19 protein-coding genes are annotated in these 24,484 nt (G+C 57.6%); 9 read left to right on the forward strand and 10 right to left on the reverse strand.

All coding sequences use genetic code 11. The annotated features are described in order from the left end of the window. Positions 1-24: 24 nt before the first annotated feature. Positions 25-2,376 carry an SANT/Myb-like DNA-binding domain-containing protein gene (locus tag PSR62_RS12675; RefSeq protein ID WP_274408116.1) on the reverse strand — a complete coding sequence of 784 codons (2,352 nt, stop codon included), beginning with the start codon at positions 2,374-2,376 and terminating at the stop codon, positions 25-27. A gap of 58 nt (positions 2,377-2,434) precedes the next feature. Beyond that, positions 2,435-3,307 (reverse strand): TIM barrel protein, encoded by an 873-nt coding sequence (locus tag PSR62_RS12680; protein WP_274408117.1) that lies wholly within the window; start codon positions 3,305-3,307, stop codon positions 2,435-2,437. A gap of 382 nt (positions 3,308-3,689) precedes the next feature. Between PSR62_RS12680 and PSR62_RS12685 the strand changes: the two genes are divergently transcribed. Together PSR62_RS12685 and PSR62_RS12690 are read left to right on the forward strand one after the other, a co-directional pair. Further along, on the forward strand, positions 3,690-3,965 hold the full coding sequence (locus tag PSR62_RS12685; protein ID WP_047816906.1) for a hypothetical protein: 276 nt from the start codon (positions 3,690-3,692) through the stop codon (positions 3,963-3,965). Positions 3,966-4,039: 74 nt separating this feature from the next. Further along, positions 4,040-4,903 carry a ParA family protein gene (locus PSR62_RS12690; protein WP_274408119.1) on the forward strand — a complete coding sequence of 288 codons (864 nt, stop codon included), beginning with the start codon at positions 4,040-4,042 and terminating at the stop codon, positions 4,901-4,903. An 18-nt stretch (positions 4,904-4,921) separates the two neighbouring features. On the opposite strand, the gene PSR62_RS12695 is transcribed toward PSR62_RS12690, so the two are convergent. Together PSR62_RS12695 and PSR62_RS12700 are read right to left on the reverse strand one after the other, a co-directional pair. Beyond that, positions 4,922-5,545, reverse strand: coding sequence for a DUF6702 family protein (locus PSR62_RS12695; RefSeq protein WP_443217396.1), 624 nt, complete (start codon positions 5,543-5,545; stop codon positions 4,922-4,924). Continuing rightward, the gene (locus PSR62_RS12700) at positions 5,542-8,157 is read right to left on the reverse strand and encodes a M1 family aminopeptidase (protein ID WP_274408121.1); all 2,616 of its coding nucleotides are present in this window, start codon (positions 8,155-8,157) and stop codon (positions 5,542-5,544) included. The genes PSR62_RS12695 and PSR62_RS12700 overlap by 4 nt, the downstream gene beginning before the upstream one ends. 368 nt (positions 8,158-8,525) lie before the next feature. On the opposite strand from PSR62_RS12700, the gene PSR62_RS12705 reads away from it, so the two are divergent. Both PSR62_RS12705 and PSR62_RS12710 read left to right on the forward strand, forming a co-directional pair. Then, a complete protein-coding gene (locus tag PSR62_RS12705; protein WP_274408122.1) occupies positions 8,526-8,708 on the forward strand; it encodes a Flp family type IVb pilin in 183 nt (60 codons plus the stop codon). Between the two features lie 15 nt (positions 8,709-8,723). Beyond that, entirely contained in the window at positions 8,724-9,263 is a 540-nt protein-coding gene (locus PSR62_RS12710) for a hypothetical protein (protein ID WP_274408123.1), read from the forward strand. Between the two features lie 111 nt (positions 9,264-9,374). Here PSR62_RS12710 and PSR62_RS12715 read toward each other — a convergent pair whose 3' ends face one another. Beyond that, entirely contained in the window at positions 9,375-10,349 is a 975-nt protein-coding gene (locus PSR62_RS12715) for a uracil-DNA glycosylase (protein WP_274408124.1), read from the reverse strand. Positions 10,350-10,439: 90 nt separating this feature from the next. On the opposite strand from PSR62_RS12715, the gene der reads away from it, so the two are divergent. The 4 genes from der (at position 10,440) to PSR62_RS12735 (ending at position 15,472) form a co-directional block, all read left to right on the forward strand. Further along, positions 10,440-11,804 (forward strand): ribosome biogenesis GTPase Der, encoded by a 1,365-nt coding sequence (gene der, locus PSR62_RS12720; protein WP_274408126.1) that lies wholly within the window; start codon positions 10,440-10,442, stop codon positions 11,802-11,804. Between the two features lie 265 nt (positions 11,805-12,069). After that, positions 12,070-12,531: a TM2 domain-containing protein gene (locus tag PSR62_RS12725; RefSeq protein WP_274408127.1), complete on the forward strand. Its 462-nt coding sequence runs from the start codon at positions 12,070-12,072 to the stop codon at positions 12,529-12,531. A 184-nt stretch (positions 12,532-12,715) separates the two neighbouring features. Beyond that, entirely contained in the window at positions 12,716-14,929 is a 2,214-nt protein-coding gene (locus tag PSR62_RS12730; protein WP_274408128.1) for an alpha/beta hydrolase family protein, read from the forward strand. 297 nt (positions 14,930-15,226) lie between these two features. Further along, complete coding sequence (locus PSR62_RS12735) at positions 15,227-15,472, forward strand: hypothetical protein (RefSeq protein ID WP_274408130.1); 246 nt, start codon at positions 15,227-15,229, stop codon at positions 15,470-15,472. Between the two features lie 91 nt (positions 15,473-15,563). Here the strand turns inward: PSR62_RS12735 and PSR62_RS12740 are convergent, their stop codons facing one another. Beyond that, positions 15,564-16,646 (reverse strand): DNA glycosylase AlkZ-like family protein, encoded by a 1,083-nt coding sequence (locus PSR62_RS12740; protein WP_274408131.1) that lies wholly within the window; start codon positions 16,644-16,646, stop codon positions 15,564-15,566. 983 nt (positions 16,647-17,629) lie between these two features. After that, positions 17,630-19,039, reverse strand: a complete 1,410-nt coding sequence (locus PSR62_RS12745) for a family 16 glycoside hydrolase (RefSeq protein WP_274408132.1) — start codon at positions 19,037-19,039, stop codon at positions 17,630-17,632. An 83-nt stretch (positions 19,040-19,122) separates the two neighbouring features. On the opposite strand from PSR62_RS12745, the gene uvrA reads away from it, so the two are divergent. Then, a complete protein-coding gene (gene uvrA / locus PSR62_RS12750; RefSeq protein WP_274408133.1) occupies positions 19,123-22,128 on the forward strand; it encodes an excinuclease ABC subunit UvrA in 3,006 nt (1,001 codons plus the stop codon). A 172-nt stretch (positions 22,129-22,300) separates the two neighbouring features. On the opposite strand, the gene hisG is transcribed toward uvrA, so the two are convergent. The 3 genes from hisG to PSR62_RS12765 all read right to left on the reverse strand — a co-directional run bounded on the left by hisG (position 22,301) and on the right by PSR62_RS12765 (position 24,309). Then, on the reverse strand, positions 22,301-23,191 hold the full coding sequence (gene hisG / locus PSR62_RS12755; RefSeq protein WP_274408134.1) for an ATP phosphoribosyltransferase: 891 nt from the start codon (positions 23,189-23,191) through the stop codon (positions 22,301-22,303). Between the two features lie 104 nt (positions 23,192-23,295). Further along, on the reverse strand, positions 23,296-23,658 hold the full coding sequence (gene hisE, locus PSR62_RS12760) for a phosphoribosyl-ATP diphosphatase (protein WP_274408135.1): 363 nt from the start codon (positions 23,656-23,658) through the stop codon (positions 23,296-23,298). 138 nt (positions 23,659-23,796) lie between these two features. After that, complete coding sequence (locus PSR62_RS12765) at positions 23,797-24,309, reverse strand: hypothetical protein (RefSeq protein ID WP_274408137.1); 513 nt, start codon at positions 24,307-24,309, stop codon at positions 23,797-23,799. Between the last annotated feature and the right edge of the window lie 175 nt (positions 24,310-24,484).

A 24,484-nucleotide genomic window follows, 5' to 3' on the forward strand; every position in this document is an offset into this window, starting at 1 on the left:
TGGGCTGCGAGGTGGCTGAGTCGGCTATCGCAACCGCGACAAGCGAACCGGAGCGGACAGGCTTTGAGTGGCAGACGCTTTTGACAGGCTGGCGGTCATGTAACGCGGCAGCAAGTCAAGGATCTCAGCGCGTTGGTCTGCGTACTCTTCCAGTCCTTCAAGCAGTTCCAAAGCATGCAATCGGATGGAGGCGGCGTCTCGACCACCGTAGTGGCTGGCAATCTTTGACCATCGGACCCCCAGTTCGCCACGTGTTCGATCGACGTCTTCTGCTGCGGGCGGATGTTGTGCTTCTCGCCACTGCATTTCGGCTTTCGAAACCGATGCCAGACGCGAATCGGACGCGTTGCACATCAACGGCACGCCCTCGTCCCAGCGGCGAAGATGCAGGCACAGTGTTCGACCCAGAACGCCTGCCGATGCGTCGGACTGCTTCATGCGTTCCAGTTCGGCGCCCGTCGGTAGCGTTTTGGCGGATGCCAGCAGATCCTCGAGTTCAATGCGGGACTGTTCGTCGGTCGTGAACGCGATCAACCGTTCCGCGTCGAACCCGAACGAAGAGCACCACTGATTTTGATTGTTCAGAATCAATTGGTCCAACAACTCATTGGAGCGCAAGAGCAAATGATTGAGGTGGTCGGTGGTGGAAATGGTCAAGCGACAGACACGCCAGCTCTCAATCAACTGGCGGACCATTGGGTCGGACCAAGTGAATGGGGTCTCCGTCACCGAGGCGGATGGTTCTGGTGTTGCGGATCCCGTCACCGCGGCGGTCAACGCGGCCAAGTCCTGGGCACGTTGGCAGGTCGTTTCAAACGGCTCGGCCAGCCAACTGGCTCGCAAGCTGAGATGCATCGCGGCGACGTGTTCCAGTGATCCATTGCCGGCCAGTTCCGCGATCAGTTCCCACTGGTCGATCAGTCCGGCAGCTTCCGTCAACTGGAAACGCCGGGAGGCCCGTTCGGTCTCGTCCCACAATTCCTGGGTCGCTTCGCTGATCTGGGCGTCTGTCCATCGCGGTTCGCGACGCTCGGGAGCAACTTCACTCGGGGGCCGTGTTTCAGCGGGCGACGGTGATTTGATCGCAGGGGAATTGTCGGCGGTTGAGCTGGCGGAAGGAGCGTCCGAGGCCGGGGCATCCGACACGGGAGACATTTCCATGGCAGCGGCTGGCGATTCACCGCCGGGGGAGGCAGGTTCCGTCTCGGCGATGGCCGCCACATCGACACGGGTCACGATGTCGGATTGCTCCATGGCCGGTCGGGGATCCGGCTGGGGGATGTTGGATTGGGGCGTGGATGATTCGTTCCCTAACTCCGCGGCGAGTTCTGCCACGGCTGGACCGCTGGGAGTCACCGCCTTGGAGGTTGGAACGGGAGCAAGTTCCGGGGGGAGCGGCTCGTTGTTGGGGGCCGATTCCGTCGCGGGCAACTCAGGCGTCTGGGGTGCGGGGGCGTCCGCCTGGACACTCGCAATCGGATCCGTGGGATGGATGGCGGTGGACGATTGGTTCGCCTGGCGAGCGCCGAGCCAGTAGGCCAAGTAGAACGTCGCAGCAAGACAGAGGACGGAGAGCCCGATCAGTGTGCGGACCTCTGACATCCAGCGTTTCAAGCGTCCTCGATGAGCACGCATCTCTTCGAGAACCTGTTCGCCTTCGTTTCGAGGCGGCAGGTCGTCCAGCAACGAACTTTCGACGGTTCGAACCCAATTGGTCGGTGGTGTGTCCGCTTCGGCAATCTTCCCTGGGTCGCTGGCCTCAATGGCCAGGTCAATCAATTGGCCGCGAGGGGTGGTGGGAGCGGTGGCCGGGGGATGGGGGATCAGAACATTGTTTGGAAGCGATGAGTCTTGGGCGGTCGTCGCGAAGAAGGTTTCTTGCGAAAACGACTTGCAAGAAACACTTTCCAGTTCGAACGGAAGGATCCGCCCCAGTTGGACTTGTTGATGCCGGTCGATCCGGTACCGCGGATCCATCACTCGATAGGCGGACGTGATCACACGGGCCAGGTGACATTCGTTGATGGTCGAAGGCTTGCTGACCTGAACCGACGCGAGCGCACCAGCGCTGCGTTTGGTGGCGGTTCGGATGATGTGCAGGCGGCTTTCGTTGGTGCGCAAACCCAAGGTGGCGAAATGCAGGTCATCCAGCAGTTCCGTGGCCGCTTGGGGATTCGGATGGCAGTGACGAATTTGGTCAAAGATCGAATCGCCGGATTCGCCTGCCCGTTCGTCGCTGGAATCATCGGATTCGGCGGTTGGCAATCCCGGCCGGGTCAACGCATTCCCCTCCGCCGCATCACGATCCGAATTCGGATTCGCGTCGTCGATCGAAGCGTCGATCGGTCGGTGATTGGGGGGAGTTTTTTCGGACATGGTCGAAAATGCGAACCGAAGTTCTGGTGACAACGTTCGGTGGCGGGAGTCCAAGAAATCAGACGTTACACAACGTGAATGCTTGGCGGAGGGAGGCGATCGGATCCGGGTTGGTGGGAATGAATTCTTGGGCGAGGTATCCAGTATAGCCGGTCTCTCGAATGGCCCGGATGATAGGTGGATAGTTGATTTCTTGGTTAAAATCCAGCTCTCCGCGGCCTGGATTGCCGGCGGTGTGATAATGCCCCGCAAATTCGTGATAACGGCGGATATGGCGGGTCACGTCACCGTGCATGATTTGCACATGGTAGATGTCAAACAGCAGTTTCATGGCTGGCGAATCCACGGCACGGATCAGGTCCACACACCGATGGATGTCGTCGCCCCAGTATCCCGGGTGCCCCTTCATGGGATGAGAGTCATCCACGCTGTTGAGATGTTCCAGGACGATTTGGATGCCGTGCTGCTCCGCGTAGGGAGTCACCCGCTTCCAACAGGCGACGCAGTTTCGAAAGGCCGCTTCCTCGGTGATCCCGGGGGTTCTCATTCCGGTGAACGTGATGACCGAGGGCGAACCGTACTGCACTGCCAAGTCGATTCCCTTGCGGAGTGATCGCTCCACCGCTGGGTGATTGGCGGGATCCAGGGGGCCTGTTTGGAAGCCATGACTGCCGACCAACGAAATGTCGAGCCCCAGTTCCTTGATCGCGGGGTAGTGTTCGGCGCCGACACCTTCCAGAGCGGTGTAGCCGATCTTCTTGGCTTCGGTGGCCAACGTCATCACGGGCATGGGTTTGAAACACCAGCCCATGATCGATTGTTTCAGTCCGGTTGCGGTTTGGTTGGGCGGTGTGGCTGCTGTCTCGGGTTGCTTGTCAGCGGGCAGTTCGGACTCGCTGGGCTGATCGGAGACCGGCGGTGGATTTGACATTGGCATTGAAAAGCCTCTGGGAGGGGGCGCGAGCGACAAAATGGCGGGGCGTCTGGGGCTCCTATCATGATCGCTTCCGAGGGGGTGGTTCAACAAGTCGTCCGAGCTGGAACACCTTGCAGCCAGGAATCTGTCCAGAAAACGCCGGTGGACGCCAATGGTCGTGCGAGACCGGGATGTTTTTGGCCGCTTTTTCTGGATCCGATTCAAGCGGAAACCATTGCCCTCAAATTTTCCTCAAGTTGCCCAGTCGGCACAGTCGATACTTCTTTCACGCGACGCCCTGGCGTCGAACCCGCTCGGCTTGTTACATCCTGGTCCACGGGTTGCCAATCTTCGCGGCCATGCCAACCGAAAACACTCGTCAATGGAATGACTCTCTGTGACATCCCTCACTGCCCGTCATCAATCGAAATCGGATTCCACCGACCTGAAACAAGCTCGCCGCGAGATGGAACTGGATCGCATGGCGGGATTGGAAACGCCCAAAACCGTTTCGTTGCCGCTGGCACAAGTGGCTCGATTGTTGATCGAAGCGGGCCAGAGCAACCGAACTTGGCTGATGGATTTCGCAGATGATGTGGTGCGAATCGACTCGGATTTGTATGACGTTCTTTTGGCCTACCAAGACCTCAGCAACGATCTGCGAACCGCTTGATCGGTTGCCCGATCTGGATCGGATCCATCTCAACGCACGCCCTTAACCATTTGTAACTCAGGAGCATTGCCATCATGCGATCAATCGCTGTCATCAATCAAAAAGGTGGTGTGGGCAAAACGACCAGCAGCGTCAATTTGGCTGCCGCGCTCGCTCGATCCGGTCGTCGCGTCTGTGTGATGGATTTGGATCCACAAGCGCACGCGTCGTTGCACCTTGGAATCACTGCCATCGATGGCAGTGTGCCTTCGATGTACGAAGTTTTGTGCAGCGATGTTTCGCTTTCCGAAGCACGCCAGCAAGTCGGTGAAAACCTGTTTGTGGTTCCGTCCAACCTGGACTTGGCTGCCGCTGAAATGGAGTTGGCCGGTGAAGTCGGTCGCGAGATGATTTTGAGCGACAAGCTGGCCGACGATGAGGAAGACTTTGACTACTTGGTCTTGGACTGCCCACCCAGTTTGGGTGTTCTGACGCTCAACGCCTTGGTCGCGGTCGAGGAAGTCTTCCTGCCACTGCAACCACATTTCTTGGCGTTGCACGGTTTGTCCAAACTGCTGCGAACCATCGAAGTCGTTTCGCGACGCATGAACAACAAACTGCGGCTCAGCGGAGTGGTGTTGTGCATGTACGACGCCAACACCAGATTGGCCGCCGAAGTCAGCACTGACATCGATGAATTCTTCGCTGCTTCCAAGGACGGACGCGAGTTCTTCTCGGGTGCGAAGTTCTTTGACACCCGGATCCGCCGCAACATTCGATTGGCAGAAGCTCCCAGCTTTGGGCAATCGATCTTCGATTACTCCAGCGACAGCAACGGAGCGATCGACTACCAATCGCTCGCCGAAGAAGTGCTGGCTCAAGAAGCATCCAACGCTGGCAAACACTCGAACGCTCAGCGTCGAAGTGCAGTGACACAAAACGCTCGAATGGCAGCCTGAGCTGGGCGGCCGGCGAAATCAGTCCGGCCATTTCAGTTCTGCGACCGGGTCCCGCGGTGTGATCACCGCGGAGACCGGAACGGGGTGACCCAGAATCACGAATGTGTTTTGAAACGCATCGTGCGGCCCATGTCCACTGGGATGGACGGTGTTCTGGGCCCTGTCGACGAACAAATCACAACGCACGTGGCTGGGCGGTTTGATTTCGGAGGCGTCGTCGGACCCAACCATGTACTCGGCAAACCACCACACGTGGATGCCTTCTTCTCGGCGTCCCACCCAGCGATATTTCGCGGCGTTGGCGACGGTGGCTGCCGGCAGGCAGGCGTCGTCATTGGCGAATGTCATGTGACGGCCAAACGCCAGTTGTTGAGGCTTCCGCTGAAGCGCCGCCTTGCCCTCCGCGGCGGATTGAGAATCCACCTCGGATTTGGGATCGGAAGCTGAGTGTCGGGCTCGCAATTTGGTGAGCGTCGACTCCGCTTCTTTTAGCAAACGTTCTTCGTCCCCGAGGGTCAAGCGAAACGCAATTTCAATTCGCTCGGTCTCCGGGTTCCATTGAAGTTCACACAGGGTTTCTTGAGTGGGATGCAAAAGCATCCCGCCCAGAAGGAGCCAACTGCAGGTGACCAGGGCGATCATTCGTCAGAGGCCTCTGACGACTTGGCTTCTGGCTTCTTGTCGGCGGGCTTCTTGTCTTCCGACTTTCTATCGGCGGGCTTTTTGTCGGCGGGCTTTTTGCTTTTGGGCTCGGCGGACTTGTCTGCATCCGGCTTGTCTGCAGGCTGTTTGGAGTCCTCGGCTTTGGGCTGGGACTCTTTCTTTTCCTGCTCCGCTTTCTTTTTCTGCTCGGCCTTTTCCTGTTCAGCAGCCTTTCGCATCGGGTTGCTGGATTTTCCGGATTGATAGAGTTTGAAGCGGCTCGGTTCCAACTTTGGCGGCCAATGATTGTTGCTGCCATCGGTGTCGGCGATCTCTCGTTTGGGATCAATTTCCAGACGAACGATTTCCTTTTCGGTCAGGAACAACCGCTTCACGGACTGACTGTTCACACGCCAGATTTCAGGCGGCAGCTGAACATCCTCGGACGTGTTGTCAGCGTAGTGAATGCGCAATGGAACTGGCATCACCAAGCCACCTTTGTTGGCAAACTGAATGACGTAGAACCGGGTGGTCCGACGCAGCATGGCGCGTTGTTCGTCGCTCAGTTTGTCGAGGAACTTTTGATAGTTCTTGCGATCGTTTTCTTCGACTTTGTCTTCGTCGTAGTCCGCCGCGTTGTAGAAATCTTTCAAACCGGGACGCCAATCGATTCGTCGACGAAGTGGCAGGGCGCGGTTGCGTTCATCGCTCACGGTGTCTTCGCGAGCGTCTTTCTGCTTGCGTTTGCGTTCGGCGGTTTCGTCTGGATCGCCACTGTCGATCAAATACAGTTCGACGCCCTCGATGGAGACGTCCACGTGATCGGTGCTGTAGAACCAACCTCGCCAAAACCAATCCAGGTCGGTTCCGGAGGCGTCTTCGATCGTGCGGAAAAAGTCACTGGGCGTGGGGCGTTTGAACTTCCAGCGTTTCGCGTATTGCGAGAACGCATAGTCGAACCGTTCGCGGCCCAGCACCGTTTCCCGCAGGATGTTCAGTGCGGTGGCAGGCTTTCCATAGGCGTTGGAACCAAATTGCAGGATCTCGTCGCTGCTGGTCATGATCGGCCGTTGGTTGCTGCCTCGCATGTAGGGAACGATCTTTTCGGGTGGGCCACGTCGCGAGGGGTAATTGTCTTCCCATTCTTGCTCGGTCAGATATTGCAGGAACGTGTTGAGTCCTTCGTCCATCCAGGTCCACTGGCGTTCGTCGCTGTTGACGATCATCGGAAAGAAGTTGTGGCCGACTTCGTGGATGATGACACTGATCAGTCCATACTTGGTGGCTTTGCTGTACGTGCCGTCGTCTTCCGGACGCGGGCCGTTGAAGCAGATCATGGGGTATTCCATGCCGTAGACCGGCCCGTTGACGCTGATCGCCACCTCGTACGGATACTCAAAGGAATAGCGTCCGTAGACTTCCAGTGTGTGAGCGATGGATTCGGTGCTGTACTGGCTCCACAGCGGTTCGGCTTCGTTGGGATAGTACGACATGGCCAACACGGTTTGGTCGCCCACTTTGACGGGCATCGCGTCCCAGATGAATTTGCGGCTGGCGGCGAAGGCAAAGTCGCGAACATTTTTGGCGGTGAAGTTCCAAGTCGCACGTTCTTTGGACTTTGATTTTTCGTTTGCTTTCGCTTCTTCGGGGGTGATGATGAATTCAGGGTCTTCGCCCTTTTTCATCTTGGCCAAACGAGTCTTCCATTCTGGTTTCAAGACTTCGTTGGTGTTCTTCAGGGTGCCCGTCGATGCGACCACCATGTCGGCGGGGACATCGATCCGAACGTCATAGTCCCCCAGTTCCAATGTGAATTCACCGGAGCCCAAGAATTGGTGGTGTTGCCAGCCGGTGTAGTCGGTGTAGGCCGCCATCCGTGGGAACCACTGAGCGACTTCGTAGATGTAGTTTTTGTCGTCTTCGAAGAATTCGTAGCCGCCCCGAGCACGAATCATTTTCGCGTCGACAATGTTGTAGCTGTATTCGATGTTCAGCTGAGTGGATTTGCCGGGTGGAAGCGGTGCGTCCAGGTCCACTCGCATCATTGTGTCGACGATCAGGTGGTCAATCACATCGCCCTTGGCATCGGTCACGGAGCTGATCTTGTAGCCACCGTCAAAGGCTTGTTGAGCGAGCATGGTTTCGACGAACTTGAATGTCGCCTGAGAGCTGATTCCGGGGGCTGCTTGACTGGTGATCGCAACGGAATCGTTTTTGAATCGGTTCTGATCCAGTTGCACCCACAGGTAATCCAGGGTGTCGGGGGATTGGTTGTGGTAGGTGATTTGGCAATTGCCGCTGAGCGATTGGTTTTCGTCATTCAACACGATGTCGATGGCGTAGTCGGCGCGTTGTTGCCAGTACTGAGGTCCCGGGGCACCGGATGCTGTTCGGTAAACGTTGGGCGTCGGCAACCAGGGTTCCAGCGGGTGGAACTTGTCCGTCGGGTCACCATGCTTGGGGTTGGGCAGCGGTTGAGCGGAGGCGGAGTTGCAAGCGAACGCGGTCAGCATCCACGCCAATCCGACGGTCAAGCAGACCATTGCGGAGGTGAGACCTGAATTCGAGCAGGGGGCAGCGAGACGTGAAGGCAGGATCGATCGAAATCGCATCACAATAAAGACCTGAGGCGGTGAGGTACCAAACTGGGATCAAACTGATGTTTCTACAGGATACTTCGTCCGCAATCGCGATTTGTCCCCGTGCCAGGTTCTATTTGGTTAGGGAGTTCATTTTCTCTGCAGATTTGAATTGCTGGGATGTCAAGTCCCATGGATTCCTCCCTTGAGGGGCTTCCTCGGTGTTCCAGTTCGAGAAAAAACGATTCAAACGTTACAGTCCGAATGACCGGCACGAATTCACGGTTCAGCGACAATCCGATTCGATAAGCCCCGCCCATCTGGCAAAGCCGGGCTAGGTTTTCGTCAGAGTAGGAGCGTGATCCTGCCGCATTGATTCACAACCGAATGAAACCCTTTCCATGTCCCAGCGACCCTTCTTGCGATCGATCAAGCGATTTTTGCTCGAAGAAGATGGCCCCACTGCCGTCGAGTACGCCGTGATGCTGTCACTGATCATCGTGACCGCCGCGGCGGGAATCAGCATTTTGGTGACCGAGACAAGCAATAGCTTGAGCCATTCGTCTGACGCCATCGCCAACTGAATTGGATTTGCTCCCATGAAATCCCAGCGACCCAAACGTCCGCTTCGGCAGCAATTGCTCATCGACAGCGATGTCCAAGTGGCGTTGATTCTACGTGCCGTTCTGTATGGAACCGCGTGTGTGACCTATTTCGTGGTGATTCAGTTCTTCACTCAGTCGATGATCCACCCCGGTGTCGCGACAGCGGACCTGTTTCTGTCCCTCACTGACGAGGCCATTTATTGGGTTCCCGGACTGTTGGTGCTCGGACCGCTGATGATCTACGACGTCTTGAAGGTCAGCAACCGATTTGCCGGGCCGATTTTCAGCATGCGTCGCGAGATGCAAAACCTGATCGACGGCAAAGAAGGACGCAACATCTCCTTTCGCAACGATGACCATTGGTCCGCAATGGCGATGCAGTTCAACACCATCCGTGAGGAAGTGCTGGAGTTGCGAGCCAAGCTGGGGGATCAAGCGGGAGCCGCGGAAGACGAAGACATCGACGACGAGGACGACAGCTGGATGGAAGCGACGCCGGAAGAGGAAGAGGAAGCAGCCGTTCCGGTCAGCTGAACCGGTGTGACTGAAATTCGGTGTGACTGAAATTCGGTGTGACTGAAATTCGGTGGACGGAATACCCTGACGCACCGCTCGCCCATCACCGCGACGACGCTGGCGTCGATCTCACGCCAAACCTGCGTCCCGCATCAGCAGCTGAAGGTCAGCCCAAGCCGCCTTCTTGGCCTCTGGATTTCTCAACAGGTACGCGGGGTGATAGATCACCAGCACCTTGCTCTCGTGATACTGGTGGAACTGTTGTCGAAGTCGACCGACCGACAGTTTGGTCTTCAGCAACGAATGAGCGCTGATTGCACCGAGGCACACGATGTATTCAGGTCGCAGAATCTGAAGCTGTTGCTCATAGTATGAGCGACAATTGTCGAGTTCGGTGGGTTCCGGATTGCGGTTCTCAGGCGGTCGGCATTTGACCGTGTTGAGCAAGTAAATGTCTTCGCGTTGAAGTTTGCAGGCTTGGACCATTTTGTCGAGCAACTGCCCTGCACGTCCGATGAACGGACGCCCGAGTCGATCCTCGTCCGCACCGGGGGCTTCTCCCAAGAACGCAAACCGGGCGGCAGAATTGCCTTCGCCAAAGACCGTTTGGGTTCGGCACTTGGCCAACATGCTGCACTTGGTGCATCCCGCCACGACGGACGCCAAATTGGCCAGTTCCGTTTCGCGGTCGGCAATCGGCAGGTTCTTTCCGGGGTAGGGATCGTCAGAGACCGAGAACGACTCGACCGGTTGCAAGCGATGTTGAGGGGCTCGGGGCGGGGTTTTGACGTCCGGGGCGATCGTTGCCGGATCGGCTGCTGCCGTGCTGGCCACTGAGGGGGGGGTGGGTTGCGTGCCCTCGGGCAGTGCAGCTTCCTCGGTGGGGGGGGCGACGGTCTGTTGCCAGCGTGATTGCCACGATTCGACCGATTCCGCATTCGGTTGGGGGATGAATCGGATGCCGACCCGTTGCAGGTGAGCCAGCAGTTCTCCCGTGGCTTCGCGAGCTTCGCCGGGATCGAGGTCGTTTTCTAGGGAGGTCATGAGCAACCGAGGAAGCGTTTTCGCGTCAAAAAAACGGTCATTGCGGGGAAGTTCGAGCAAGGAAGGGATTCTTGAAAAGCTCGACGCAGCTTACCATTGGCAGGTTACCACCGATTCGTCGTTCCTTTTACCCTCTGTTCAATTTTTGTCATGCCAGTCCCTCAAGTCGCCATCGTCGGTCGTCCCAATGTCGGCAAGAGCAGTGTGTTCAATTGGCTCGCACGCCGACGTCTCGCTATCGTTGATAACTTCGAAGGCGTGACGCGTGATCGAATGACCACCTTGATCGAGTCCGACGATCAGTTTTTTGAACTGGTCGACACGGGCGGAATGGGGGTCGAAGACGCCGACGACCTGACCAGCGATGTGCGCCGGCAAATTGACATGGCGATCGCTTCGGCGGACGTGATCCTGTTGGTCGTTGACGTGCAAACCGGGTTGATGCCGCTGGATCAAGAAGTCGTCGAACGCCTGCGGGGAGTGGAACGCCCCGTGATCTTGGTCGCCAACAAAGCGGACCAAGAGCACCAGGACATTCACGCCGATGAATTCCGCCAGCTCGGGCGCGGGCACCTGATCACCGTCAGCACGACTCAGAACCGGCACCGGGACGATCTGATCCAAGTCATCGTGGATCGGCTGCCCGAGAAAGACGAGGACTTGGTGGCTCCGCAGTCCTCCATGAAGGTGGCGATCGTCGGGCGTCGTAACGTTGGCAAAAGCACCTTCGTCAACACATTGGCGGAATCCGATCGGATGATCGTTAGCGAAGTCGCTGGGACAACCCGAGACAGTGTCGACGTGCGATTCGAAATCGACGGGCAAACGTTCCTGGCGATCGACACACCGGGGCTTCGCAAACGCAAATCCATTCGAACCGACTTGGACTTTTACGGTAGCCACCGGGCACAACGCAGCGTCCGTCGTGCGGACGTGGTGCTGATGTTCTTTGATGCCTTGGAAAAAGTCAGCAAGGTCGACAAGCAGCTCGTCGGCTACATCATGGAACACCACAAACCGGTGCTCTTCGTGGTCAATAAATGGGACAAGGTCGACAAAGAAGTGCCCACGGAACATTGGGTCAAATACCTGCGTCACCAATTCACCACGTTGTCCTACGCTCCGATCGCGTTCATCACCGGTCAAACTGGACGCAACGTCAAAGCGGTGATGAACCACGCCGCGATGCTTTACAAGCAAGCTCAAAGTCGAGTGTCCACAGGGGAGCTCAACCGGATTCTCCGAGCCGCGATCGACCAGCATCCACCGGCGATGTACCAAGGTCGTCGTCCCAAAATTTTCTACGCGACTCAGGTTTCGACCGAGCCACCCACGGTGGTCGTGATGTGCACCGACCCCAAAGCCTTCACCCATGATTACCAACGTTATCTGATCGCCTGGATGCGCGACCACCTGCCGTTTGGTGAAGTTCCGATCAAGCTGTACCTGCAACAACGCAGTCGCTCCGAAGCCAAAGCGGAACGCTCGGGCCAAGGCCGATCATTCGATTCGTAAATCACACTGCATAATTGAAACCGTTGCCCCAGCGGTTCTCACACAACGAGTGGAATGCCAATCGCGATCACTGCCGCTGAAAATGGCGCGGCAGATGCAGCCGGCAAAGGTGCCTAAGCAGGTCGGCTGGAATGATCGGGCACAACCATGTGAGCCGTTTGGGCGTTAGCCTGGCCTGCGCGTGAAAACCGTGGCGAACGCCAACGGCTCACATACCCGATGACACCTGCGTACCTGCTTACGCGTTCCACTTCAGTAAAGTGCCATGTCGACACAACTCGATCATTCCCAGCCATCAACGTCCCCCGCACCCGGCTATCTGCCTCCGCCCGAAACCCATTCGGTTGTGATCGGCTACATCGTTTGGATCTTCGGATTCTTTGGTGCTCACCGGTTCTATTACGGGAAACAAATCACGGGCACGATTTGGTTCTTCACGCTTGGACTGGCGGGAATCGGCTGGTTGATCGATCTGTTTTTGATTCCGGGGATGGATCGCCGGGCTCAAATGCGTTTCACCACGGGGCCGGTGGACTACACGATCGCGTGGATTTTGTTGACGTTTCTCGGATTGTTTGGGATCCATCGCTTCTACCTCGAAAAATGGTTCACCGGTGTCATCTATCTCTTGACCGGAGGATTGTTTGGGCTGGGCTGGCTCTACGATCTTTGGACGCTGAACGAACAAGTCGACCAGTACAACCGCCGGGCGGCGTCCACGAATTGAATGGAAGCGGGACTTAGGTGAAGAGCGGGGGAACCGCGAAGTGGCAGCACCTTGGTGGGAAAGCCACTGGCCGGAGCAAACCATCTACAATGACGCGGAGCGACCGCTTGGTTCCCTGAATTGAGCCAGCTCGTTGTTCCCCACCTGCCCCACTTCCCACCTCTTTCGCGATTGAGATTCACTCATGCGCATGCCCGTTTGGGTTGCTTTGGCGACCGTCTGCTGTTTGTTGAACTGCCATCTTGGCCCAGGCTGCTTGGCGGCGGAGCCTTCTGCCGTGGAATCGTCCGATGGCGATCAATTGGTAGCGGAGTACTTTGAGCAACAAACTCGACAACTCAGTGAGCAATCTCTCGCCGACATTGAAACGTTGGAGGATTGGACGAGCCGCCGCGAAATGTATCGGCAGCAGTTGCTGGACATGATTGGGTTGAATCCCATGCCAGCCCGAAGTGAACTGCACACCACGGTGACGGGAGAAGTTCGCAAGGACGACGTGATCGTTGAAAAGCTGCACTTTCAGTCGCTGCCAGGTTTGTACGTTACCGCGAACTTGTATCGCCCTGCGGAAATTGATGAGCCGCTGCCGGCGGTGTTGTACGTGTGTGGGCATGGCCGCGTGGTTGAGGATGGCATCAGCTACGGGAACAAGGTTCACTACCAACACCACGGTGCCTGGTTTGCCCGCAATCGCTATGTGTGTTTGGTCATCGACACGATTCAGCTTGGTGAGATTGAAGGCATTCACCATGGGACCTATCGCGAAAAGATGTGGTGGTGGAACAATCGCGGCTACACCCCGGCTGGCGTGGAGGCTTGGAACAGCATGCGTGCGGTGGACTTGCTGCAGTCTCGTCCCGAAGTCGATCCGAAGCGGATCGGTGTGACCGGACGCAGCGGTGGGGGGGCATATTCGTGGTGGTTGGCTGCGGTTGATGAACGCATTCAGGCGGCCGTTCCGGTCGCTGGGATCACCAACCTTCACAACCATGTGGTGGATGGCTGCGTCAGTGGTCACTGCGATTGCATGTACATGGTCAACACCTACCGCTGGGACTTTCCGATGGTTGCGGCCTTGGTGGCGCCGCGTCCGCTGTTGATCTCCAACACGGACCGCGACCCGATTTTTCCGCTCGACGGCGTGGTCGATTTGCACGCCAAGGTTCGCAAGATCTACGAACTGTACGGAGCGGAGAAGAACCTCGGATTGCAAATCACCTCGGGGCCACACCAAGACACTCAAGAGCTACGGATTCACGCGTTTCGTTGGCTGAACCGTCATCTTCGTGGCGATGAATCGCTGATCGAGAAGGTGGCAACCAAGCTGTTTGAACCAAAGCAATTGAAGGTCTTTGCTGAGCTGCCCGAGGATGAACGCGTGACCACGATTCACGAAACCTTTGTCCCCAAAGCATCGATCGAAGACTCACCGAAGACACCGGACGAGTTGGTTGCCGCCACCAAGGATTGGAAGCATCAGCTGCGGACCAAGACGTTTGCAGGTTGGCCTGAGGAGGCCGCCTCTCCGGAACTGGAGGTGGTCTCGAAAGTTCAACGCGAGGACGCCGAGGTCACGTTCGCGGAATACGCCAGTCAGTCACCTTATCGCTTGCCATTGATTGTCGTGCGTCCAACCAAAACAGCGGGCAATCAACCCTTGGAGCCATCCAGCACAGGTGATTCCGTGGACGTGATCGTGTTGGACCAAGCGGGCTGGGAACGAGCCTCCTCCGGATTGGCGGTGGTGGCACCCGAGCGTTTTGTTGGCATTCAACCTGACGCTGCAGCCTGGAAACAATTGACGACCTCCGGCCGCCCGAGCGTCTTGGTGGTTCCGCGTGGTGTGGGGCCAACGGAGTGGTCACGCGATGAACGTGATCGGACTCATCTTCGTCGCCGATTCATGTTGTTGGGACAAACCGCGGCAGGAATGCAGATTTACGATGTGGTCCGCGCGTTGGAGGTGTTGAACCAGAACCAGAACCAGAACCAGAACCAGAACCAGAACCAGAACCAGAACCAGAACCAGAACCAGAACCAGAACCAGAACCAGAACCAGAACCAGAACCAGAACCAGAACCAGAACCAGAACCAGAACCTGTTGGCGGTGGCCGGTCCTTGGAACTTGAGTGGAAGTGGCGACGCGGCGTTCTTCGCTCTGCATGCTTCGCTGTGGTCGGATTCCATCGCGAAGCTTCCATTGACGGACTTGCCCACCTCGAATCGCGAATCTCCCGACTTGCTCAACGTCAGCCGAATTGCTGATTTGTCTCAGCTTCTGATGATGGCCACCGGACGCGTTTCCGAGGTCTCGGTCGGTGGCAGCACCGAGGCTGAGTGGCGGAAACAAGCGGAATCACAACCGCTTCTTTCTGGCGTTATCTGGGGGCAACCTTGAAGACTGGACGAACTGATTGCGGAGCTGAGTGACGGCGGATCGTGTCGGCTGAGTCGTATCAGGAGCCAATCCCATGCGAAAATTCATGCTACTTGTTGCTGTCTTCTCAGCATTCTTTCCGCGTCACTTGTCCGCTTGTCTGTGGGACCAGGACACGCTCGCGATGGAACGACGAGTGTTCCCGGGAGCTCATGAATTGATGGCTGGCAACTGGAAGAAGGCCGGGAGCACATTCGGAAGGCCATTGCGATCAACCCGGACGCCCACTTTGGTCGTGAAATCTATCAGCAGTTTCTGGTGGAGTACTTGATTGAGAAGCAGCGTCCTTCCAAGCAATTGCCGATTTCGGAGGAGAGTGATTGGTGGAATGTCGGTTTCACTCCCTTTGTGTTGGACGCTCGGAAACCCGCGAAGGATGACGTTCTGGAGGAGATTCAAGCGGCTGCCAAAGGGGTGATGGGCATGATGCGTTTTGGCAATCATGATTCACCCGTGTTGCTGGAGGCACTTGGCGATCTGCTGCTTGCAGATGACAGCCGATGAAGACTGAAAGCAGTTGGCCACTCGAGCCTATTTGAGAGCATCCATGGAAGTGGATGCTCCAGAGGCCGTCGCGACTTACCGTCACAAGGCGTCAGCCATGTGAAATTTCTTGAACGCTTTCATCGAGTCCCAGGAACTTGGCCAATTGATTCACTTCCGATTCCGCGGCTTGGCGGAAGGCTCGATCTTTCGGACGACGATCCGCGTAGCCGAAGTCCACCTTCAAGCGGCCCGCGTCCACCGTGGCATTGGCCCAGCCCACGATTTGATCTTGCCAGAGCACCGGCATCGCGTAGTAGCCCAGTTTGCGTTTGGGCTTCGGTGTGTAGGCTTCGAATCGATAGGTCCAGTTCCAAAAGTGTTCGAATCGGGTTCTGTCTCGCACAAGGGGATCGAACGGGGCGAGGATGCGAACGGTGTCCGCTTTCATGCGTCCACGTCTCCCCGAGTCCAGGGACAGGTATTCCACCTCATCGATGGTGTCCACGCGAATTCGACCGGCGTCGATCAAGTCTTGCAGACACCTTCGCCGGTCGCCGAGGTTGGCCACCAAGTATTTGAAATGCGACAGTTCGCTCAACAGAAATCTGCGAGTCGTCGCACCCATCGCTTGCAGTGTGACGAGCATGATTTCCTGCAAACGTTCCTCGTTCGACAAGGTTGGTTCCAACTCGTCGGCGGCTTCGTAAACGCGGACGCCGTTGATTCGGTTTGCGACTCGAAGTGCACCGCGATGATGCAGCGATTCCATGGCCATCTTTGCTGACCGCGAGAATCCGCCCCAGTAGTTTTGGACCCGTTGACCACCGACATGCGATTCCAGGTCTCGTGAGTGCATGGGGCCGTGTTGTCGAATCACATCCAGTGTTTGGCGATGTTCGTCCGTCAGTTTCTGGTCCGTCTTGGGGTGCACGATCTGCCAGAGATCTTTCGAGAGGAATCCGTAGGCGAACAGGTAGCACTCTTCCAAATCGAGATCTGGGTAGCGGCGTTCGAGGTCCCCGGCTCGGTAGTTTTTCACGCGCTGACGCAGGATCAAATCCTGGGCACGTGCCGGACAACGGATCGGATCGGCTTGCACGAAACCGAGACGTTTCATTGCCTCGGCCATCCCGCAGGGCGAAAACAGGCTGTCGGTCAGCACTCGTTTTCGAAATTGGTCCAAGGACGGCATGGCTGGTTGGGTGCGAGTGATTCGAAGGTTGGTTGGCCACAGGCTTCGAACCAGCCCTGGCGGGTTCTTGAGTCGTACGATGGACTTTCCAAGTCCGTCACGCACAGCAAAGTGACGACCCGATGCGTCCGTTTCGTCTCCGGCAACCGTGGGCTAGCGCTGGATGGCACTTACTTTAGATCCAACCAAGGGGATTTTGTTAGCGGAACGGCGCAAGCCGTCCGGTAAATCGTGGGTGTTTTCCGGCGCGTCACCGGACGGCTCGCGCCATTCCGCTACAGAGTAGATGGCATTGGGCTAGCGCTGGGCCAATCAATCTTTGGGGTTGCAGCGTTTCTGGTGTGCGCAAGTTTCTGCCTCGCATCAACAAGTCACCTCTCCCTCAACTTGAGGTCGTGCAGTTTTGAAGTACCGTGTTGCCAAGCATTTATTATCACCCTCCCTTGGGGCGTTCGAAAAATAAATGGTGGCGGGCGTCTGGGTATCGCCCCGGATGGGGCCGTCATGCTTAGCTCGGGGCGGAAGCCCCGAGAGACCGATGCCGGAAAACAAACGGTCGCCCCGGATGGGGCCGTCGTGGGAGTTGGGGGCGTCCCTCGCTCACGCTTCGGGTTGTGATTGGTGGTTGCTGCAGAAACCCAGCACCAGAAAACTGCACGACGTCTGCAGCGGGAGAGGGCGGAAAGCGAGCGTTCAGCGAGATTTCCGGGGGAGGGCCATCCGCGCCGCTCCCCATGCTCGCCCCTCACCCTCGCGTACGCCTGAACGGCGTCGCTCGACCTCTCCCCAAACTGCGTTTCAGGAGAGGTACGCCGCGTGATAACCCGCCAAAATGCAGCACCAAAAAACTGCACGACCTCCTTCGTCGGGCGAGAGGTAACAGGCAAAAAACTGTCCACGAAAACGCTGTGTCAACACCAACTTTTGAACAGCCCAGCGTTCGCCCCGGTTATGCGTGGGAACCGTGGCTAACGCCAAACGGCTCACGTACCCGGTGGCACCTGCGTACCTGCTTCGTTGTCGTTCTTGGGTGGGAACGAGTCGCCGGTGGCGAGCCCTCGGTCGAGGACCCAGACGTTTCGGAACCGGACGGGGTCGGAATGGTCTTGCAGCAACGTTGGCAAGGGAAGCGCTTCTTCGGGCTTGCCAGCTCCGGTGGGGCCTGGCAGAGCGACGTTGTCTTGGACCTTCACGCCGTTGACCCAGGAGGTCACATGGGCTGGACGCAGTTTCTTGCCGTCCACGCCAAAGCGAGCTGCGGTGAAGCGAACGTCATAGGTCTGCCAAGTCAGTGGCGGGAACGCCATGTTCAAACGTGGTGGCTTGAACCGGTACAAGGCCCCCAGGCCATTGAAGACTCGTTCGGTGCCGAACGAGTCCAGGACTTGGCACTCGTAGCGGCTTTGCAAATAGATGCCGCTGTTGCCGCGTTGTTGGCCTTGTTTGCCGGGCATGTGCGGGATGCGGAATTCCAGGTGCAGGTCAAAGTCATTGAGCAGCCATTTGATGTTGGCACCTTGGGCGAGCAAGCCTTCGTCGGCGATCCGGGCCTTGGAAAACTGGTCGGTGTTCTCACCATTGAAAAGCACGAGAGCTTCCTTGGGTGGCTGAGCGCCCATCGTGGGGCTGGTGCGAATCACGCGCGGCAATTCGCCGAGAGAGTCGCCCTCGAAGTTGATCAACCGGCACTTTTCAGGACCCGCGAACAACGCCCAGGGGCCGCCCGAGAGGACCAACGTTTCCCCGTTGCGGCGTCCGATCAAGCGAAGCTGTGTGGCCTCGTTGAAGTTTTCGTCGCCAGGAAGTCCGCCTTCGTAGGCCAGGGCTTCGAACTCACCCGCGCCGAGGGCTCGAATTTGGATGCCGAATCGCTGATTGGTGGTTTCGGTGGACGCGTCCGAGTCGTCGGTTTTCTTTTCTGTCTGAATCGCGACATCGCCGGCATATTCACCGATCAACTTGAAGTCGACAGCGACAGGCCCTTCGGTCGGTGGCAAGGTCCAGACACCCTTTTCCACCCAGGTTGGATCGGGTTTGGGCTCAGCGGGCTTTTCTTCCACTGGTTTTTCTTGGGGAGCCGTTTCGTTGTCGGCCTTTTCATCGGCCATCTTTTCGCTCTTGGGGGCGTCTTCCTTGGGGGCCTCCGAGGAGTCCTGTTTCGGTTTCGCGGCCTTTCCTTCGTTGGCGTCGTCTGAAGCTTTTTCGGCCTTCTTCTCGCTTTTGGCCTCGGCTGGTTTGGGGTCGGGTTTGGACGCGTCGGACTTCTCGGTCGCGACCGAGTCCTTTTCTTGTGCCGACACTACCTGGGGCGTCAGCGAAATCGCCAGGCACAGAGCGAGCAAACCCGCGAAAACGCGTGGGGTTGGGGTCGCGAGAAATTTGCGAAATGACATACTCGAACGGGTCTCGTACTTTCGGGGATGGTGGGCTGTCTGGGGGGAGCGGATATTTTAGTTCAATTGTGAGTGGATGCAGCATGGGACCGAGGCAAAGTTCAACATCAAAAACGCAAGTCGCACGCCAGCCGATTTCGGTTCGCGGGTGCCGTGTTCACAATTTGCGTGAAATCGATGTGGACATTCCTCGCGGGGAATTGGTCGTGATTTGCGGGCTTTCCGGCAGCGGAAAGACGTCTCTGGCGCTGGACACGCTGTATGCGGAGGGGCAACGCAGCTACATCGAGAGCTTTTCTGCCTACACGCGGCAATACCTGAACCAGCTGGATAAACCGGATTGCGACAGCATTTCTGGGATCCCGCCCGCGATCGCCGTGACTCGAGCCTCGGCCGTCAAAACCAATCGCAGCACCGTGGCGACGTCGACCGAAATCGCCGAACACCTGCGTTTGCTGTTCGCACGTGCAGCGGAATTGGTGTGTTATCAGTGCGGGCAACCGGTTGTGATCGACAGCCCGCAAAGTGTGGCGGCCCAGCTCAGCGATCCGGCCGCGAAAGTTCAGCGGGCGATTGTGGGGTTCGAACTTTGGTTGCCGAACCGGAAAGCTGCGTCGGAAATTTTGCTCGGCCTTCAGCAGGAAGGGTTCGTGCGTCTGATCCTCAAAGGCGAAACGTTCCAGCTGTCCGATGAGGACCGCAGCAAGATGGCCAAGCGAATCGGTTCGAAGGGCGTGTCCGCGACGGTGGTCGTCGATCGGTTGTCGTCGTCGTCCGAAATGTCGCGGTGGACAGAGTCGTTGGAAACCGCCATGACCGAAGGCAACGGCCGCGCGGTCGTGTTGTTTCAATCCGATGCGGACGATCGGTTCGCCGGGTTGCCGACCCAATCGATCGACGGACGGGAGATGCGGCAGCGTGTCGCCAGCGATCGGCATCGTTGCGATCACTGCGACATCGAGTACCCTGATCCAGTCCCACGTGCGTTCAACTTCAACCATCCGATGGGGGCCTGCTCTGAGTGCGAAGGGTTCGGCGATGTGATCGGGATCGACATGGACCGGATCGTTCCGGACAAATCCAAATCCCTTCGCGAAGGCGCAATCGCCCCTTGGAATGCCCCTTCGTACCAGCATGAGCTGGAAGAGTTGTTGGCGCTCGCGGATGATCATGACCTGCCCGTCGATGTTCCCTTTTCGAGCCTGAAGAAGAAGCATCTGAAGTTGATTCACGAAGGTGTCCGCGAACGCAAATTTGGCGGTCTGAATGGATTCTTTGCGTGGTTGGATCGCAAAAAATACAAGATGCACATTCGTGTCTTCGCCTCGCGATACCGCAGCTATCGGACTTGCCCAGCATGTGGCGGTGATCGATTGAAACCGGAGTCGTTGGCGTACAAAGTCGGCGGGCACAACATTTCAGAAATGTTGGCGATGCGGTGTGATGAGCTGGATCGATTCTTGAACGAATGGTTGGGGGAGGACCCGGCAAAGGAACCGAGGCCTGATTCCTCCGACGATGACGAAGCGGTTCGCGAGAGGTTGGTTGGCTATCAAACGCAAGCGGAGCTGTTGATCGCCGATCAGCAACGACGCCGCACGATCGCCAGTGAACCGGTTCGTCAAATCCTTGATCGGTTGCACTACTTGGATCAAGTCGGACTGGGGTACCTGCAACTCAATCGCACTTTGCGAACCTTGTCGGGAGGAGAGACCCAGCGAATTGCATTGACGTTGGCGTTGGGCAGCACGTTGGTTGGCATGCTGTACGTGTTGGATGAACCGACCGCTGGATTGCATCCGGTGGATGTGGAGCAATTGGTCGACGCGATCACGAAGCTTCGCGACCGCGGCAACACCGTCGTGGTGGTCGAACACAACGACACGCTGATTCAGCTTGCTGATCGTGTGATTGAGATCGGCCCGGGCGCGGGGGTTGGCGGAGGCTTGGTGACTTTCGAAGGCACGCCCAAGCAGTTGATGAAGGCGAAGGACAGTTTGACGGGTCGGTACCTGGGCAAGAATCGCAAGCGTTCGATCCAGTTGGATTTGACGGACGAGCGTTCTGCCACGGGGGCTTTGACTCTTTCAGGAGCGAGCGGGCACAATCTCCGCGACATTGATGTGACGTTTCCGCTGGGGTGTTTGACCGTGGTCACCGGGCGATCGGGAAGCGGCAAGAGTTCGTTGATCCATGACACCTTGTTCGGGGCTGTGTCGATGCGGCTGGCCGAACGCCGAGGAGAAGTTCCGTCGGCTGACATCGTCGCCGGGACGCTGCCATTCCAAGGGTTGCGGGGCGAGCATGCAATGGATGATTGTTTGTTGGTCGACCAATCCCCGATCAGCCGCAGCCCTCGCAGTTGCCCGGTCACATTCGCGAAAGCGTTTGATCCGATCCGGCAAGCGTTCGCGGAAACGGTGGATGCGAAAATCAGGAATTTCAAACCGGGGCATTTCAGTTTCAATTCCTCGGCCGGTCAATGTGCGGCCTGCGAGGGAGCCGGCGTGCAGACGGTCGACATGCAGTTTCTCGCCGATGTGTCGATGCGATGCGGGGAGTGTCGCGGTCGGCGTTACCGCGACGAAGTGTTGCAGGTTCGATATCGGGACCGAACCATCGCAGATGTGTTGGAGATGACTGTTCGCGAGGCGTCCGAATTCTTTCGCGAAATGCCGAAGGTGCAGAACAAATTGAAACGCTTGATCGACGTGGGGCTGGATTATGTCGCCTTGGGACAGCCCGCAACGACGCTCTCAAGCGGTGAGGCACAACGTTTGAAGTTGGCGGCGTTCCTGGCGGGATCGAGCAAGCGGCGAACGTTGTTCTTGATGGACGAGCCCACGACCGGATTGCATTTTGATGACATCACACGCTTGCTGAAGTGCTTTGATGCGTTGCTCGACGAGGGGCATTCGTTGGTCGTGATCGAGCACCACCCCATGTTGATGGCAGCGGCGGATCAAATCATCGAAGTCGGCCCCGGTGCGGCGGAGGAGGGCGGCCAGATCGTTGCCAGCGGGACTCGCGATGAAGTGGCTTCGGTCAACGACAGTTTGACCGGGCAGATCTTGCGGCAGATGCTTTGACTGCGGCTCGACCAGAGTAGAACGTTTGTCTCAAACGTTTGCGTGGCGGGGTGTGCAATGTCGCGACGCGTTGCGCGAACGGTGTGACATGCTGCGCCTGGGAATCGACGCGGTTTGGCGTTTGAACTTGGCCCGACGGAACAGTGGAGGACAACGGTTCTGCTCGGTTGCCCTACAAGCGGCAGTTGTTGATCGTCATTTCAAAGATCCCGGACGCGCCGATTTCTTTGAGGCGTTCCATGACTTCGACGACTTCGCCGCGCCGGACCATGACTTGGATCGCACACCAGTCTTTGTCTTCGAGCGAATTGATGGTTGGCGAGTTGAAACCGGGGGTGATCTTTTCGGCTTCACCGAGCTGGGATCGCGGGATGTTGTATTCGACCAACGAATAGTCGCGTGCGAGGACGACGCCTTCCAGTCGCGAGACCAGTCGATTGGCGACTTCTTTGCAGCGATGGGCTTCGTTTTGGATCAGCACCGTTTCGTAGTGACCGATTTCTTCCAGGATCCGCAATCGGTTGGCGGCCAGGGTGCTGCCGGTTTCGACCAAGTCCACGATGGCGTCCGCGACCCCCAAGCGAATCATGGCTTCGACGCTGCCGGACAACGACACCAGATGTGCCTTTGCGTTTTTGGTGGCCAGGTATTGCTCGGTGACGTGCGGGAAGCTGGTGGCAATTCGTTTGCCGTCCAGTTGCGATGCGTCGGTGTAGTCTTCGTCGTCGGGCACGCAAAAGGCCAGTCGACACCGGCCGACACCAAACGCCATGCGTTGTTCGACGTTTGCTCCGGCTTCCTGCACCAAGTCGCTGCCGGTGATGCCCATGTCGATGGCGCCTTCGGCACACAATGTGGGAATGTCATCGGTTCGCAAGAAGATCAAATCGATTGGCAATCCACTGACCCGAGCGAACAGGCCACGATTCTGACGGCGGAAGCTCAGTCCGGCTTGGTTCAGCAATCCGGTTGCCAATTCGCTGAGTCGGCCTTTGCTGGGGATCCCCAAACGCAAAAAGCTGTCGGGGTCAGGGCTGCTTCCGAGGGGGGCCGAAGTCGTCATGGGAACCAAAAAAGATCGAGAGCCAAAAAGTCAGACAGGCGAAAAGAGTAATCACTGGACTCGATTCTTGGCAGGTGTCTGTTTGGTTTCGCCAGCATTCGGGCTCACGAATCGGCGTTGTCGGAGTCCTTTTTTGCCGGACGGGAGGCTTTTTCGACCAAGCCGGACGTGCCTTCTCGGCGGGCCAGCTCCGCGGCGACTTCGTCCAGTTCGATTCCTCGCCAGGCCATCAAGACCATGGCGTGATAGATCAGGTCGCCGGCTTCGTAGATCGCGTGCTGGCGGCCAGCTTCGTCGGGTTCATCCGCGGCTTCGATCAGCTCCTCGGCCTCTTCTCGGATTTTTCGACCGATTGCCTCGGCACCACCGTTCATCAATTTGGTGGTGTAGGAGCCCTCGGGACGCTCTGCGGCACGAGTCCGCAGCGTGGCCATCAAACGATCCAGGGGAAGCAACGATTCGGGCATGGAATTTCCATTTCAAGGAAGGAGTGAGCTGCCTTCCCTGAACATACTTCCGCCAACGAACGATCGGAACCCGCCGGGGTGTCAGCCAGCGAGTTCCGTTGTCGTTTTTCAGAGGGAGGTTTGCTCAGACGTTGAAGCTCACCAAGGCATGACCGCGTTTTGGGTTGGCGGAGTGTAGGGCTGCGGGACATAGCGATGGTCGACCGCCCGTGCTCGGCTGTGGCTGGATTGTCCGAACCATGAATTGGCGTTGGAATGGGCTCGGGCGTTGGACCAATTGCCGATCGCCTTGGCTGTGCTGCTGCTTCTCGAGAACCCGCCGTGGGTGACCGCTCGTGAGTTGGCGTGTGAGCGGGATGCCCAGCCGTTGGCGTGCGAGCGACCTTGGCTGATTGCGACACCGCCGTTGGCGTAGGCGGTGCTGTTGCCGCTGGCGAACCCGCCGTTGCGACCGCTGCCCCGCATCTCGGCTCGGGCGTAACCGCCGTTGGTGGCGTAGGAGCTGGCGTTCAAGCGAGTGTTGCCGCGGCCGCTGGCGGTTGAAATGGCGGTGCCACCGTTGGAGTAGCTGCTGGCGGTGACTTGTGCGTTGGCTTCTGCGGTCAACAAGCAAGCGGCTGCGATGGCGATGGCGAACAGACGAGTGGACATGGCTGGGTTCCTCAGTGAGAGAGTTTCGAGAGTTGTTCGGAAGCACGTTGTTGTCTTCACCGGAACCTTGCGAGAAACCCTTCGCGAACCCCTCATCGTTTTTCGGTTTTTTGGTTCCCATCGTGAAAAGACGCCCAAACCGAAGCCGTCGACGGTCGGTGTTCGAGTAAGCTTC

Origin of the sequence: Rhodopirellula sp. P2, from assembly GCF_028768465.1 — a bacterium.
Taxonomy (GTDB): domain Bacteria; phylum Planctomycetota; class Planctomycetia; order Pirellulales; family Pirellulaceae; genus Rhodopirellula.

Excerpts from the sequence above, each read along its gene's own strand:
- PSR62_RS12700 (WP_274408121.1), bottom strand. The coding sequence starts at position 8,157 with ATGCGATTTCGATCGATCCTGCCTTCACGTCTCGCTGCCCCCTGCTCG.
- der (WP_274408126.1), top strand. The coding sequence starts at position 10,440 with ATGCCAGTCCCTCAAGTCGCCATCGTCGGTCGTCCCAATGTCGGCAAG.
- hisE (WP_274408135.1), bottom strand. The coding sequence starts at position 23,658 with ATGCCCGAATCGTTGCTTCCCCTGGATCGTTTGATGGCCACGCTGCGG.
- uvrA (WP_274408133.1), top strand. The coding sequence starts at position 19,123 with ATGGGACCGAGGCAAAGTTCAACATCAAAAACGCAAGTCGCACGCCAG.
- PSR62_RS12765 (WP_274408137.1), bottom strand. The coding sequence starts at position 24,309 with ATGTCCACTCGTCTGTTCGCCATCGCCATCGCAGCCGCTTGCTTGTTG.
- PSR62_RS12705 (WP_274408122.1), top strand. The coding sequence starts at position 8,526 with ATGTCCCAGCGACCCTTCTTGCGATCGATCAAGCGATTTTTGCTCGAA.
- PSR62_RS12710 (WP_274408123.1), top strand. The coding sequence starts at position 8,724 with ATGAAATCCCAGCGACCCAAACGTCCGCTTCGGCAGCAATTGCTCATC.
- PSR62_RS12740 (WP_274408131.1), bottom strand. The coding sequence starts at position 16,646 with ATGCCGTCCTTGGACCAATTTCGAAAACGAGTGCTGACCGACAGCCTG.
- PSR62_RS12680 (WP_274408117.1), bottom strand. The coding sequence starts at position 3,307 with ATGTCAAATCCACCGCCGGTCTCCGATCAGCCCAGCGAGTCCGAACTG.
- PSR62_RS12745 (WP_274408132.1), bottom strand. The coding sequence starts at position 19,039 with ATGTCATTTCGCAAATTTCTCGCGACCCCAACCCCACGCGTTTTCGCG.
- PSR62_RS12675 (WP_274408116.1), bottom strand. The coding sequence starts at position 2,376 with ATGTCCGAAAAAACTCCCCCCAATCACCGACCGATCGACGCTTCGATC.
- PSR62_RS12725 (WP_274408127.1), top strand. The coding sequence starts at position 12,070 with ATGTCGACACAACTCGATCATTCCCAGCCATCAACGTCCCCCGCACCC.
- PSR62_RS12690 (WP_274408119.1), top strand. The coding sequence starts at position 4,040 with ATGCGATCAATCGCTGTCATCAATCAAAAAGGTGGTGTGGGCAAAACG.
- PSR62_RS12730 (WP_274408128.1), top strand. The coding sequence starts at position 12,716 with ATGCGCATGCCCGTTTGGGTTGCTTTGGCGACCGTCTGCTGTTTGTTG.
- PSR62_RS12695 (WP_443217396.1), bottom strand. The coding sequence starts at position 5,545 with ATGATCGCCCTGGTCACCTGCAGTTGGCTCCTTCTGGGCGGGATGCTT.
- hisG (WP_274408134.1), bottom strand. The coding sequence starts at position 23,191 with ATGACGACTTCGGCCCCCCTCGGAAGCAGCCCTGACCCCGACAGCTTT.